This window comes from Kitasatospora sp. NPDC043949, assembly GCF_056435365.1.
Genome location: NZ_JBWKEQ010000042.1, coordinates 45,509 through 60,037, shown reverse-complemented (window position 1 = coordinate 60,037; position 14,529 = coordinate 45,509). Strand labels below are relative to the sequence as shown.

Below are 14,529 nucleotides of genomic sequence, written 5' to 3'. Positions count from 1 at the left end.
CGGCACCGGAAACTGCCGATTTCCTTCCTCATTTCCTGCCGATAGGGCCGTCGAATTCCCCCTATCGTCGAACTCGTCGCCGATTCATCTCACTTCTGGGGCTGGATGATGTCCTCTCGCGGTTTCCCTACTGAGAATGCTGCGCCCGAAATCACGGCGCCTGAAATTACGGTTTCCGCTTTCGAGCCGCCCGCTTTCGAGCCGTTCGCCTCCGCCGTCCGCCGCTTTCCGGAGCGGCCGGCCGTCCGCACCGGCGGCCGGACCGTCAGCTACCGGGAGCTGGACGGCCTGACCGCCGCGCTCGCCGCCCGGCTCGCCCCCGGGGGGACGGTCGCCGTCACCGGCCGCGACCGGCTGGACCACGTGGTCGCGCTGCTGGCGGTCCTGCGGGCCGGGGCCACCTACCTGCCGCTGGACCGGGAGGCCCCGGAGGAGCGCAACCGCTGGATCACCGAGGACGCCGGGGCCTCCCTGGCCCTCGGCGGCGAGGAGCTCACCGAGCTCACCGGGCTCAGCGACGGCGCGGGCGCCGTTGCCGGTGCCGGCGATGGCGGTGCCGGCTACGTCATCTACACCTCCGGCACCACCGGCCGTCCGAAGGGCGTGCACGTCCCGCTCGCCGCGCTGACCGGCCACCTGGCCGCCGCCGTCCGGACCTTCGGCCTGACCGAGCGGGACGTGGTGCTGCAGTTCGCCCGTCCGACGGTGGACGTGGCCGTGGAGCAGGTCCTCGGCGCGCTGTCCGCCGGGGCCTGCCTGCTCCTCCCGGAGCACCGACTCCTCTCCCCGGCCGAACTGCTGGACCTGCTGGACGCCGAGGGCGTCACCGTCGCCAACCTGGCCGCCGGCTACTTCCAGGACGTGGTGGCGGCCCTGGGCGGCAGGGTGCCGCGCACCCTTCGCCTGATGATCTCGGGCAGCGACAAGCTGGAGCCCGCCACCGCCGCCGCCTGGTGGGCCGCGACCGGGGTGCCGCTGCTGAACGCGTACGGACCGACCGAGACGGTGGTCACCGCCACCACCCACCGGCTCGCGGGCGAGCAGCCCGAGGCGGGCGTGCCGATCGGGACCGCGCTCGGCGGGCGGCGGCTCTACGTGCTCGACGAGCGGCTGCGCCCGGTGCCGCCCGGCACGGCCGGCGAACTGTACGTCGGCGGGCCGCTGCTGGCCTCCGGCTACCTCGGCCGCCCGGGCCTGACCGCCGACCGCTTCGTCGCGGACCCGTTCGTGGCCCCGCCCGCGGAGCCGCTCGCAGACCCCGCCGCAGCGCCGAGCGGCGCTCCCGGCGCGCGGATGTACCGCACCGGCGACGTGGTGCGCCGCACGACCGAGGACGGCCCGCTGGAGTTCGTCGGCCGCAGCGACCACCAGGTGAAGGTCCGCGGCTTCCGGGTCGAGCCGGGCGAGATCGAGCAGGTGCTGGCCGGGTACCCGGGCGTCACCGGCTGCGTGGTGGTGGCGCGCGAGGGCCGGCTGGCCGGGTACCTGACCGGTGCCGCGCCGCGGTACGCCGAGGCGCGGGACTGGCTGGCCGAGCGGCTGCCCGAGCACATGATCCCGGCGACGCTCACGGCGCTGGACGCCTTCCCGCTGACCGGCGGCGGAAAGGTGGACCGCCAGGCCCTGCCCGAGCCGCAGGCCGCGCCCGAGGGCCAGCCCGCCGGCCGCCCGCCGCGCACGCCCGCCGAGCAGCTGATCGCGGCGGTCTGGGCGGACGTGCTCGGGGTGCCCGAGGTCGGGGCGGACGACAACTTCTTCCACCTGGGCGGCGATTCGCTGACGGCCGTGCGGGTGGTGGGCCGGGTCTTCGACGTCTTCGGCATGGTGTCCCCGTACACCATCTTCGACGCGCCGACGCTGGCGGAGTTCGCCGCCGCGGTGACCGCCGCCTCCGGCGGTGAGCGCCCGGCGCTGGTCCGCTCGGGCGCCGCCGAGGCCCCGCTGTCCAAGTTCCAGCGCGGCCTCTGGTTCCTCGACCAGTGGAACCCGGACGCGCCGACCTACGTGGTGCCCTGGGTGTTCCGGTTCGCCGGGCCGGTCGACCCCGAGCTGCTGCGGCAGGCGCTGGCCGGGGTGGTGGCGCGGCACGAGAGCCTGCGGACGACCTTCGAGCTCGCCGAGGACGGTCCGCGCCAGGTCGTCCACCCGGCCGTGGAGCTGCCGTTCACGCTCACCGAGACCACCGCCGACCAGGTGGACGACCTGGTGGCCGAGGCCGCGCTGGAGCCCTTCGACCTGGCGGTCGGGCCGCTGGTGCGGGCGCGGGTCTTCCGGGCCGCCGGGGCGACCACGCTGCTGCTGCTCCTCCACCACATCGTCTGGGACGAGGGCTCGCTGCCGGTGCTGGAGGCCGAGCTCCAGGAGCTGTACGCCGCGGCGGCCGAGGGGCGCCCGGCCGAGCTGCCGGAACTCGCCGTCCAGTACGGCGACTACGCGGCCTGGCAGTACCAGGACGACACCGCCGAGCAGCAACTCGATTACTGGCGCGAGCAGTTGGCCGACGTTCCGGACGTCGACGCGCTGGCGCCGGACCACCCCCGCCCCGAGGAGCAGGCCTTCCGCGGCGCGTTCCACCGCTTCGCGATGCCGGATCCGGTGGCCGGGGCCGTCCGGGCGCTCGCCCGCAGCGAGGACGCCACCCCGTTCATGGTGCTGCTCGCCGGGCTGGCGCTCACCCTGCACCGCCGCTCCGGGCAGCGCGACCTGGTGCTCGGCTCGCCGGTGAACGTCCGTGGCCGGGCCGAACTCGACGGCCTGATCGGCTACTTCGTCAACCTGCTGCCGCTGCGCCTGAAGGTCGAGGAGGGCGTCTCCTTCCGCGAACTGGTCCGGCACGTGCGCGAGGTGTCGATCGGTGGCTACCGGCACCAGGAGGTGCCCTTCGACGACATCGCGAACGCGGTGCTGGAGGAACGCCCCGAGGACCGCAACCCGCTGTGCCAGGTGCTGCTGGAGCTGCACCCGCTGGACACCCGCCCGCTGACCGTCGGCGGGTGCGAGGTCACCCGCGATCTGCACTCCAACCCCGTCTCCCGCTTCGACCTGTCCGTCTCGGTGGACGACCGCGGCACCGGCTTCACCGGCCGCTTCGAGTACGACAGCGACCTCTTCGAGGCCTCCACCATGGCCGGCCTGTGCGAGCAGTGGCTGGGCACCCTGGCCGCCGCCCTGGAGGTGCCGGGGCACGCCCTGTTCGAGGCGCAGGCCGCCCGGGCCCCGCAGGCCACCGCCCTGATCTCCGGTGAACGGACCGTCCCGTACGGCGAGTTGAACGCCGCCGCGAACCGGCTGGCCCGCCACCTGGTGGGCCTCGGCATCGGCCGCGGCGACACCGTCGCCGTACTCGCCGAGCGCGGGCCGGAGATGGTCACCGCGCTGCTGGCCGCACTCAAGACCGGCGCCGCCTACACCCTGCTGGACCCGGACTTCCCGGCCGAGCGGCTGGCCGGCGCGGTCGCCGACACCGGCGCCGCCACGGTGATCACCCACCGCCACGCCACCGTGCCGTTCGCCGTCCGGCGCCAGGTGGACCTGGACGCCGCGGCCGCCGAGCTGGCCCGGTACGCGGCGCACGACCTCGGCCTGCCGGTCGACGGCGCCGATCTCGCCTGCGTGATGTTCACCTCCGGCTCCACCGGCCGCCCCAAGGGCGCGGCCGTCCCGCACCGCGCGCTCACCACCACCTACCTCGGCCAGGACTACGCCCGCTTCGGCCCGGACGAGGTCTGGCTGCAGTGCTCGCCGGTCTCCTGGGACGCCTTCGCGCTGGAGCTCTACGGCGCGCTCTGCTTCGGCGGCGCCTGCGTCCTGCAGCCCGGCCAGCGCCCGGACCCGCAGACCATCGCCGAGCTGACCCGCCGCCACGGCGTCACCGAACTCCAGCTCTCCGCCAGCCTGTTCAACTTCCTGCTGGAGGAGCTCCCGGAGACCTACGACGGCCTCAAACTGGCCATCACGGCCGGCGAGCGGGCCTCCGTCACCCACGTGGCCAAGGCCCTGGAGAACCACCCGGGCCTGGTGGTCGCCAACGGCTACGGCCCGGTCGAGAGCCTCGGCCTGACCACCTGCCACCAGGTCGGCCCGGAGGACGTCACCGGCAGCTCCGTCCCGATCGGCGTCGCGCTGAACGGCAAGGGCATCCTCGTCCTGGACGAGCTGCTGCGCCCCGTCGAGCCCGGCGTGATCGGCGAGTTGTACGCCTCCGGTGGCGGTCTCGCCTACGGTTACCTCGGCCGGCCCGGCCTCACCGCCGAACGCTTCGTCGCCTCCCCGTTCGGTGTCCCCGGCGAGCGCCTCTACCGCACCGGAGACCTCGGCTACGTCAACGCCGGGGGCCTGCTGGAGGTCACCGGCCGGATCGACGACCAGGTCAAGATCCGCGGGTTCCGGGTCGAGCCCGGCGAGATCGAGGACGCGCTCACCCGGCACCCCGCCGTCCAGGAGGCCGCCGTCACCGTCCACGAACCCGCCCCGGGCGACCACCGCCTGGCCGCCTACGTCACCGTCGGGGCCGACGCACCGGACCCGGAGGTGCTCCTCGACCACCTGGCCGGCCTGCTGCCCGAGCACATGGTGCCCGCCACCCTGGACGTCCTGGACGCCCTGCCGCTCAACCACAACGGCAAGGTCGACCGGAAGGCACTGCCCGCCCCCGCCGGGCGCCGGGCCGCCGCCCGCGACCCGCTGACCGAAGCCGAACGGCTGGTCGCCGAGGCCATGTGCGAGGTCCTCGACCTCACCGAGGTCGGCCGGGAGGACAACTTCTTCCGGATCGGCGGCAACTCGCTGGCCGCCGTCCGGGTCGCGATGCGGCTGTCCCGGGAGACCGGCACCCGCGTCCCCCCGCAACTGGTGTTCCGGGCCAGGACCGTGAGTGCCATCGCCGAACGGCTGGCCGCCCGATGACGGGCCGCACCGCACACGAAGGGAACGAGGCCGTGAGCCCGTCCGACCACCCGGCGCGCACCGCGCCCGCCTCGGGGCTGCAACGCGGCCTCTGGTTCCTCGACCGCCTCGATCCGCGGCAGGTCACCTACTGCACGCCCTGGACGGTCGACGTCACCGGCCCGCTCGACCTCCCGCTGCTCCAGCGCGCGCTGGACGCCCTGGTGGCCCGGCACGAGGTGCTGCGCACCACCTTCGCGCTGCACCCCGACGGCCCGCGCCAGCAGGTCCACCACACCCTCGCCGTGCCGCTCGCGGTGACCGACCTGCGCCCGCAGGGCGGCCCCGAGCAGGCCGGACGCCTGGAGGAACTGCTCACCGCCCGCTGCGCCGAACCCTTCGACCTGGCCGCCGGACCGCTGCTGCGCGCCGAGGCCTTCCAACTGGCGGACGAGCGCACCACGCTGCTGTTCACCGTCCACCACATCGTCTGGGACGGCTGGTCCGCCGAGGTCTTCGAGCGCGAACTCGCCGACCTGTACGGCGCCGCGGTGCAGGGCCGGGCCGCCGACCTGCCGGAACTGACCGTGCAGTACGCCGACTACGCGGTGGAGGAGCTCGACACCTCCTTCGAGGAGCACCTGACCTACTGGAAGGAGCAGCTGCACGGCGCACCCGCCCTGCTGGAGCTGCCCACCGACCGGCCCCGTCCCGCCGAGCGCGGCGCGGCGGGACGGACCGAGGAGTTCGGGCTCGCCCCCGGCACGGCGGCGAAGGTGCGCGCCCTGGCCGAGGCGGAGGGCGTCACCCCCTTCACCGTCCAACTGGCCGCCTTCGCCCTGCTGCTGAACCGCTGGACCGGCGCCGACGACCTGGTGATCGGCACTCCCGTCACCACCCGCAACCGGCCCGAACTGGAGCACCTGCTCGGCTACTTCGTCAACCTGCTGCCGCTGCGCCTGCGGCTCGCACCCGGGCTGAGCTTCCGCGCCCTGCTGGAGCACGTCCAGGACGTCGCCTTCGAGGCCTACGGCTACCTCGACGTGCCCTTCGACCAGCTGGTCGACCAGCTCGGCACCGCCCGCACCGCGCAGCACCCGCCGCTGGTCCAGGTGGTGTTCGGCGCCCACGGCGAGGACCGCACCCCGCTCGTGCTCGGCCGGGCCACCGCCGAGAGCCGGGTGCGCTCCAACGGCACCAGCAAGTTCGACCTCACCTGGTCCGTCTTCGACAGCAGCGGGACCGGCAGCGGGACGGGCGGCGACCCCGGCGACCCCGGCGGCGAACTGCGCGGCGAGGCCGAGTACCGCAGCGAGCTGTTCGACGCCGGGACGGTGCGCCGGCTGGCCGCCGACTTCGGCGCCCTGCTCACCGCGGCCCTGGACGAGCCCGACGCCACCGTGCTGCGGCTGACCGGCCGCACCGCCGGGGCCGAGGCCGTCCGGGCCACCGACACCCCCGGCCACTGCCTGCACCGGCTGTTCGAGCAGGCCGCCGACGCCCACCCCGACCGGCCCGCCGTCAGCGACTCCGGCCACACCCTGAGCTACGCCGAACTCGACCGCCGGGCCAACCGCCTGGCCCATGCCCTGCGCGCCCGCGGGGCCGGCCCCGGCGACCGCGTCGGAATGCTGCTGGACCGCACGGCCGACGTCCTGGTCACCGTCCTCGGCGTGCTCAAGACCGGCGCCGCGTACGTGCCCGTCGACCTCGCCGCCCCCGCCGACCGCGCCGCGCTCGTCTTCGCCGACGCCGACGTCACCCTCGTCGTCACCGACCGCCCGGACCGGGCCCCCGAAGGCCCCTGGCAGGCCTACGACCTGACCGCCGAGGCCGCCGACCTGGCCGCCCGGCCGGACCACCGCCCGCCGGCCGCCGGGCGCCCCGGCGACGTCGCCTACATCATCTTCACCTCCGGCTCCACCGGCCGCCCCAAGGGCGTCGCCGTCGCCCACGAGCACGTCAGCCGGCTCATGGCGGACGGCGCGGAGCACTTCGGCTTCGGCCCGGAGGAGACCTGGACGCTCTTCCACAGCTACGCCTTCGACTGGACGGTCTGGGAGATGTGGGGCGCCCTGCTGCACGGTGCCCGCCTGGTCGTCGTCCCCTACGTCACCAGCCGCTCGCCGGAGGAGTTCGCCGAACTGCTGGAGCAGGAGCGGGTCTCCTTCCTCTGCCTCACCCCCTCGGCGCTGCGCCAGCTGGAGCCCGTGCTGCGGCGCGGCCCGCGCGACCTGTCCGCGCTGAAGTGGATCATGCTCGGCGGGGAGGCGCTGGACCCGGGCGTCGTCCAGCGCTGGTTCGAACTCGACCCGCCGCCCCCGGCCCGGCTCTGCAACCTGTACGGCATCACCGAGACCACCGTCCACGTCACCACCCACGACCTGGCCGGCAGCGCCGGCTTCGAGCGCAGCCTGATCGGCGCGCCCATGCCGCACCTCACCGCCCAGGTCCTGGACGACTGGCTGCGTCCGGTGCCACCCGGCGCGGCCGGCGAGCTGTACATCGGCGGCGGCAGCCTCGCCCACGGCTACTGGGGCCGCCCCGGCCTCACCGCGGGCCGCTTCGTCGCCGACCCCTACGGCCCGCCCGGGGCGCGGCTCTACCGCACCGGCGACGTCGCCCGGCGTCTGCCCGGCGGCGGTCTGGAGTACATCGGACGCGCCGACTTCCAGGTCAAGCTGCGCGGCTTCCGGATCGAGCTCGGCGAGATCGAGAACGCGCTCGCCGCCCACCCGGACGTCGACGCCTGCGTCGTCACCGTGCACGACGACCGGCTCGCCGCGTACGTCACCGGGCGCGAGCCCGCCGACGTCCGCGCCTTCCTCGGCCGCTCGCTGCCCCCGTACATGGTCCCGGCCAGCTTCACCGTCCTGGAGTCGCTGCCGCTCACCGTCAACGGCAAGGTGGACCGCGCCGCGCTGCCCGCCCCCGGCCAGCGCAGCACGGCCACCGGAGGCCGCCACGTCGAGCCGCGCACCCCGGAGGAGGAGGCCTTCGCCGCCGTCTGGACGGAGGTCCTCGGGGTGGACGGCATCGGCGTCCACGACGACTTCTTCCACCTCGGCGGCGACTCCATCCGGGCCGTCCAGCTCGCCGGCGCGCTGCACGAGCGCGGCTGGGGGGTGAGCCTGCGGGACGTCTTCAACGCCCCCACGGTCGCCGCCCTGTTGCCGCTGGCCGAGCCCGTCGCCGAAGGCCCGGCCGATCACGAGCCCTTCTCCCTGATCACCCCGGAGGACCGCGACGACCTGCCGCCCGGCCTGGCCGACGCCTACCCGATGGTCTCCATGCAGCTCTCCATGGTCTTCCACATGGAGATCGCCGGCGGCACCGACAGCTACCACAACGTCAACTCCTACCGGATCTCGGGCGACCTCGACGAACAGGCCTTCCGCCGCTCGGTCGCCGAGGCCATGGAGCGCCACGCGGTGCTGCGCACCGGCCTCGACCTGTCCGGCTACGGCGAACCGCTCCAGCTCGTGTACGGGCGGCTGCCCGCGCCCGTCGAGTTCACCGACCTGCGCGGCGAGCCCGACCAGGACACGGCGGTCCGCGAGGTGTTCGACACCCACCGGTGGACGCCCTTCGACCTCACCGCCCCGCCGCTGTTCCGGATCACCGTGCAGCGCCTGGCCGAGGACGCCTTCCAGCTCACCATCTCCGAGCACCACGCCATCCTCGACGGCTGGAGCTTCACCTCGCTGTTCACCGAGATCCTGGAGCGCCACACGGCCCTGGCCGCCGACCCGCTCGGCGCCCCCACCCCGCCGCCGCGCACCGCCTTCCGCGACTTCGTGGCCGTCGAACGGCAGGCCGCCGGGGACGAGCGCTCGCTCGCGTACTGGCGCGACCGGCTGTCCGGCGTCAGCGGCCAGTCCTTCCCCGGCAGCGAGGACGTGCACGAGGCGCCGCGCACTGTCGAGCGGGTGCTGCCCGAGGCGCCCGAGCAGCTGCGGCGGGTCGCCGACGCCCTGGCCGTGCCCCTCAAGTCGGTCGCGCTCGCGGCCCACCTGCACGCCCTCGCCGCCGTCACCGGGCGACGGCGCGTCACCACCGGCCTCGCCGTGAACGGCCGGCTGGAACGGCTCGGCGGTACCGAGGTGTACGGGCTGTTCCTCAACACCGTCCCGCTGAGCTGCGAGCCCACCGACGACCTGCTCGCCCTGGTGCGCGAGGTGCACCGGGAGGAACTGGACATGATGCCGCACCGCCGGGTGCCCTTCGCCCGGCTCGCCCGGCTGATGACCGACACCGCGCTGGACAGCCAGTTCGGCTACCTGCGCTTCCACGCCCTGGGCCGGCTCAGCTCCGCCCGCATCGTGGACGGCCGGATCGGCTGCGAGCCGACCCTGCGCCACGAGCCCAACAGCTTCGCGTTCGGCGCCTCGCTGATCCAGGACCCGGTTTCGCAGCGCGTGCTGCTGGCCGTGGACCACCAGCGCTCCCTGGTCACCGACACCACCGCCGAGCAGTTCATCGACACCTACACGGCAGCCCTGCACGCCATGGCCGCCTCCGTCCGAGAGTCCTGAGGAACCGTCATGACCGACCTCCTGCACCGCCTGCGCGATGCCGTCGCCGCCCACCCCGAGCGCACCGCCGTCCTCGCCGGAGCGGCCCGCCTGGACTTCGCCGAACTCGACCTGCGCACCGCCGCGCTGGCCCGCGCCCTGCGCGCCCACGGCGTCGGCCGCGGCGACCGGGTCGGCGTCCACCTCGCCCGCACCGCCGACCTGCCGGTCGCCCTGCTCGCCGTCTGGCGGGCCGGCGCCGCCTACGTCCCGCTCGACCCGGCCTACCCCGCCGAGCGGCTGGCCTTCATGGCCGCCGACGCGCGGCTCGCGGCCCTGATCAGTACGGGCGGCCTCCCGGCGGCCCAGGGCGTGCCGGTCCTGCGCCCGGACGCCGCCGCCGGCGGGCCTGATCTGCCGGAGGCGGCCGACCCGCTCGACCCCGCCTACGTCATCTACACCTCCGGCTCCACCGGGCTCCCCAAGGGCGTCGAGGTGCCGCGCGGCGCCGTCGCCGCCCTGGTGGAGGCACTGGAGGCCGCCGGCGCCTACCGCGCCGAGCCCGGGGTGGTCGGCTGGAACGCCAGCGTCTCCTTCGACGCCTCCGTCCAGCAGTGGGCCCGGATCTGCCGCGGCGACACCGTCCTGGTCATCGGCGACGAGCACCGCGCCGACCCGGCCCGGGTGGCCGCCCTGCTGGCCGAGCACGCCGTCGCCGACCTCGACCTGACCCCCTCGCACTGGGAGCTGCTGCGCGAGCCGCTCACCGGCGCCCGGGTGCCGCGGCTGTTCATGGGCGGCGAGCCCGTCCCCGAGCACACCTGGCGGGAGCTCGCCGACGGCGGCATCGACGCGCTCAACCTGTACGGGCCCACCGAGTGCACCGTCGACGCCGTCACCACGTCGATCAGCGGCCCCGGTCCGCACCTGGGCGAGCCGCTGCCCGGCGTGCGCCTCCACCTGCTGGACGAGAAGCTCGCCCCGGTCGCCGACGGCGTCGTCGGCGAGCTGTACCTCGCCGGGCCCGGGCTCGCCCACGGCTACCCGGGCCGCCCCGGGCTGACCGCCGGACGCTTCGTCGCCGACCCGACCGCCCCCGGCGAGAGGATGTACCGCACCGGCGACCAGGCCCGGCGCGGCGAGGGCGGCCGGCTGGAGTACGTCGGCCGGGTCGACCGCCAGGTCAAGCTGCGCGGCTACCGGATCGAGCTCGGCGAGGTCGAGCACGCGCTGGCCCGGCTGGACGGCGTCCAGGCCGCCGCCGTCACCGTCCACGAGCCCGCCCCCGGCGACCGCCGGCTCGTCGGCTACGTCACCGGCGCCGCCACCGCCGCCGAACTGACCGAGCGCCTGCGGGCCACCCTGCCCGCGCACCTGGTGCCCTCGGCGATCACCGTGCTGGACGCCATGCCGCTCACCCCGAACGGCAAGGTCGACCACGCGGCCCTGCCCGCCCCCGCGGCGCAGCCCGCCCCCGCGGCCGAGGAGGCGCCCGCCGAGGGCCCCGGCGGGCTGGCGGAGCAGGTCGCCGAGGTCTGGCGCACCGTGCTCGGCCTGACCGGCGTCACGCCCACCGACGACTTCTTCTCGCTCGGCGGCCACTCGCTCGCCGCGCTGCGCGTCGTCCACCTGCTGCGCCGCCGGCTCGGCATCGAGCTCCAGCTGCGCCACCTGCTGGACTCGGCCGACCTGGCCGCCTTCACCGCCACCGTCGGGAAGGCCGTCGAGGCCGGCACCGCCGCCCCCCGGCCCGCCCTGACCGCCCGCGCCCGGGTCAGCGGCGCATGACCACTGCCACGCGGGTGCGCCCCCGCGTCGAGGGGGACTGGCTGCTCGTCCCCGCGCCCCAACCGCACCGCCCGTTCCGGCTGTTCTGCTTCCCGCACGCCGGGGGCGACGCCACCGCCTACACCCCGCTCGCCCGCGCCCTCGCCCCGACCGCCGAGGTCTGGGCGGTGCGCCCGCCCGCCCGCGGCGGTCGCCTCGGCCACCCGATGCCCGCGAGCTTCGACCTGCTGGTCGACGCCGTCGTGGACGCCCTCACCCCGCACCTGACGGGCCGGTTCGGCTTCTACGGGCAGAGCTTCGGCGCCCTGCTCGGCTACGAGGTCGCCCGGGCGCTGCCCGCCGAGCGGCGGCCCGAACTGGTGGTCGCCGCCTCCGCATCGCCGCCTGCCACCTGGGCCGGCCGGGACCGCCCGCAGCACACCGCAGACGACCTGCTGCGCCTGGCCGGCATGGGTGAACTCATCGAGGGCGACTCGGAGTTGAAGGAGCACGCGCTTCAGGGCATCCGTACCGACCTGGCCGTGGTCGCCACCTACCGCCCCCGCCCGCACCCGCCGATCGGCTCCGACCTGCACACCGTCGCCGGCGCCGACGACCCGATGCTCGGCTCCGCCGGACTCCAGGGCTGGGCCGTCCACACCCGTGGTGCCAGCGGCCACCACATCGTCCCCGGCGGCCACCTGCTCGCCACCGTCGACGGGCCCGGCCCGGTCGACCTGCTGACCTCCCTCATCGAGCGACCGGGCCCGGGCCACCGGGCCGGCGCCGCCGCCGACCAGTCCACGACGGAGTAGCCATGCTGACCACCACCGCGGTCGACCTCACCGACCCGGGCCTGTGGGCCCGCCCCGACACCCCCGCCCTGGTCGCGGAACTGCGCCGGGAGGCCTCCGTCCACCGCACCGACACCGTCGACGACGGGCCGATCTGGTCGGTGCTCTCCTACCGGCACTCCGCGGAGGTGCTGCGCAACGCCACGCTCTACAGCTCCGAGCAGGGCTCGCTGCTCGGCGCCGGCGAGGGCAACGTCCCGGTCGGCTCCGGCCGGATGATGGCCCTCACCGACCCGCCCCGGCACCGCGAACTCCGCGCGCCCGCCAACCCGTTCTTCGCCCCCGGCCCGGTGCGCGGAGCGTCCCGCGGCATCACCGAACTCGCCGCCTCGATCGTCGACCGGGCCGTCGAGCTGGGCGAGGTCGACCTCGTCGACGCCGTCTCCGCCCTGCCGCTGTCCGTCATGTGCGACCTCCTGGACGTCCCCGAGAAGGACCGCGAGATGGTCGAGCGGGTCTGCGACGTCGCCTTCCTCGGCCGCACCCCCGAGGAGCGCCGGGCCGGCCACCAGCAGCTCATCCCCTACCTGCTGCACCAGGTGATGCTGCGCCGCACCGACCCGCGCGACGACCTGATCAGCAAGATGGCCACCTACCGGGTCGGCGGCAAGCTGCTGCCGATCGAGGACGTCGTCCTCAACCTGGACAACATCGTGGTCGGCGGTGTCCAGACCGTCCGTCACACCGCGGCCATGGGCCTGCACACCCTCGTCCAGCACCCGGAACTGTGGCGGCAGTTGCAGCGGGGTGAGGTCGGCATGGACTCGGCGCTGGACGAACTCCTGCGCTGGACGTCCGTCGGGCTGCACACCCTGCGCACCGCGAGCCGGGACACCGAGCTCGACGGCCGCACCATCCGGCGCGGCGACCGGGTCGCGGTCTGGGTGTGGTCCGCCAACCGGGACCCGGAGGCCTTCGACCGGCCCGAGGAGATCCTGCTCGACCGCGCCCCCAACAAGCACCTCGCCCTCGGCCTCGGCGCCCACTACTGCATCGGCGCGCCGCTGGCCAAGGCCGAACTCGGCGCCCTGTTCGCGGCGATGCTGGAGCGCGTCGCCGTGATCGAACCGACCGGGCCGGTCGTCCACAACCGCTCGATCATCAACTTCGGCCTGGACCACTTCCCGGTGCGCCTCACCCCGCGCTGAACCGGCCCGCCGCGGACCGCCGACGGGCGCCCGAGCCGAACTGCCGCGTTCCTGCCGCGACTCCTGCCGTTGCGCCCCCCGGCCCGCCCCTACCTTCGAAGCAACCCAAGGAGGACACCATGAGCAACCCGTTCGAGGACGACAACGCCGGCTACCTGGTGCTGGTCAACGACGAGAACCAGCACTCGCTGTGGCCGGTCTGGATCGACGTGCCGGCCGGCTGGACCACCGTCCACGGCGAGGACACCCGCCAGGGCTGCCTCGACCACATCGAGGCCAACTGGACCGACATCCGGCCCGCCAGCCTGACCGCCTCCCTCGCCCGGCAGTGAGCGCGACCATGCTGACCTGGGAACTGAACCCCGGCCGTCCGGCCCTCGCGCACGCCCCGCGCACCGCCGACATCGGCGAGGCCCGCGCATGGCTGCGCGAGAACGAGGCCGAGCTCACCGAAGCCCTGCACCGGCACGGCACGATCTTCCTGCGCGGCCTGCCGGTCGCGAGCACCGAGGACGTCGCCGCCGTGCGCGACGTCCTCATCCCCGAGCGCACCCCCTACCGGGAGAAGGCCACCCCGCGCAGCGACTACGGCAACGGCGTCTTCTCCTCCACCGACCTGCCGTCGCCCCAGCCGATCCGGATGCACAACGAGAACAGCTACACCCTCACCTTCCCGGGCCGGCTGCTCTTCGCCTGCCTGACCGCCCCCGAGGAGGGCGGCGCCACCCCGACCGCCGACTGCCGCCAGGTGCTCGACCACCTGCCCGCGCACCTGGTCGAGCGGATGCGGACGTCCGGCTGGACGCTCACCCGCAACTACTCGGACTACGTCTCCCTGGGCTGGCGCACCGCCTTCGCCACCGAGGACCGGGCCGAGGTCGAGGCCTACTGCCGGGAGAACGGCATCACCTGGGAGTGGCTGCCGGACGGCAACCTGCGCACCGGCCAGCTGCGCCCCGGCACCATCCACCACCCGGCGACCGGCGAGGAGGTCTGGTTCAACCACCTCGCCTTCTGGAGCGAGTGGTCGCTCGACCCGGACATCCGCGAGGCGATGACCGACGAGTTCGGCCCGGACGGCTTCCCGTTCAACACCGGCTTCGGGGACGGCGAACCCCTGGAGCGCGCCGACGTCGACGCCCTCAACGAGGCGTACCACGCCGCGACCGTGCGCGAGCGCTGGCAGGTCGGCGACGTGATGCTGGTCGACAACGTGCTGTGCGCGCACGGCCGGGACCCGTACCGCGGCGACCGCAGGATCGCCGTCGCGATGGGGCAGCCCCTCGACGTCCTGGACTGCCGGCCCAGCGTCCGGCCCACCCTGGCCGTCGCCTGACCGTCCCAGACCACCCCGTGCCGTGA

The 14,529-nt window shown here is 74.9% G+C and carries 7 protein-coding genes; all 7 read left to right on the top strand.

Going from position 1 to position 14,529, the window contains the following annotated elements:
• Nucleotides 1-108: 108 nt before the first annotated feature.
• The 7 genes from AC07AL_RS28570 to AC07AL_RS28540 all read left to right on the top strand — a co-directional run bounded on the left by AC07AL_RS28570 (nt 109) and on the right by AC07AL_RS28540 (nt 14,503).
• The gene (locus tag AC07AL_RS28570) at nt 109-4,905 is read left to right on the top strand and encodes an amino acid adenylation domain-containing protein (protein WP_478318712.1); all 4,797 of its coding nucleotides are present in this window, start codon (nt 109-111) and stop codon (nt 4,903-4,905) included.
• 32 nt (nt 4,906-4,937) lie between these two features.
• Nucleotides 4,938-9,419 (top strand): amino acid adenylation domain-containing protein, encoded by a 4,482-nt coding sequence (locus AC07AL_RS28565; protein ID WP_478318710.1) that lies wholly within the window; start codon nt 4,938-4,940, stop codon nt 9,417-9,419.
• A 9-nt stretch (nt 9,420-9,428) separates the two neighbouring features.
• Entirely contained in the window at nt 9,429-11,186 is a 1,758-nt protein-coding gene (locus tag AC07AL_RS28560; protein ID WP_478318708.1) for a non-ribosomal peptide synthetase, read from the top strand.
• The gene (locus tag AC07AL_RS28555; protein WP_363586025.1) at nt 11,183-11,980 is read left to right on the top strand and encodes a thioesterase II family protein; all 798 of its coding nucleotides are present in this window, start codon (nt 11,183-11,185) and stop codon (nt 11,978-11,980) included. Before AC07AL_RS28560 ends, AC07AL_RS28555 begins: the two co-directional genes overlap by 4 nt.
• A 2-nt stretch (nt 11,981-11,982) precedes the next feature.
• A complete protein-coding gene (locus AC07AL_RS28550; RefSeq protein ID WP_363586026.1) occupies nt 11,983-13,167 on the top strand; it encodes a cytochrome P450 in 1,185 nt (394 codons plus the stop codon).
• 119 nt (nt 13,168-13,286) lie between these two features.
• Nucleotides 13,287-13,499 (top strand): MbtH family protein, encoded by a 213-nt coding sequence (locus AC07AL_RS28545; RefSeq protein ID WP_063350320.1) that lies wholly within the window; start codon nt 13,287-13,289, stop codon nt 13,497-13,499.
• 8 nt (nt 13,500-13,507) lie between these two features.
• Complete coding sequence (locus tag AC07AL_RS28540; RefSeq protein ID WP_363586027.1) at nt 13,508-14,503, top strand: TauD/TfdA family dioxygenase; 996 nt, start codon at nt 13,508-13,510, stop codon at nt 14,501-14,503.
• Nucleotides 14,504-14,529: the final 26 nt, after the last annotated feature.

Coding starts and splice junctions, on each gene's coding strand:
- AC07AL_RS28570 (WP_478318712.1), top strand. CDS start 109: ATGTCCTCTCGCGGTTTCCCTACTGAGAATGCTGCGCCCGAAATCACG.
- AC07AL_RS28560 (WP_478318708.1), top strand. CDS start 9,429: ATGACCGACCTCCTGCACCGCCTGCGCGATGCCGTCGCCGCCCACCCC.
- AC07AL_RS28555 (WP_363586025.1), top strand. CDS start 11,183: ATGACCACTGCCACGCGGGTGCGCCCCCGCGTCGAGGGGGACTGGCTG.
- AC07AL_RS28550 (WP_363586026.1), top strand. CDS start 11,983: ATGCTGACCACCACCGCGGTCGACCTCACCGACCCGGGCCTGTGGGCC.
- AC07AL_RS28545 (WP_063350320.1), top strand. CDS start 13,287: ATGAGCAACCCGTTCGAGGACGACAACGCCGGCTACCTGGTGCTGGTC.
- AC07AL_RS28540 (WP_363586027.1), top strand. CDS start 13,508: ATGCTGACCTGGGAACTGAACCCCGGCCGTCCGGCCCTCGCGCACGCC.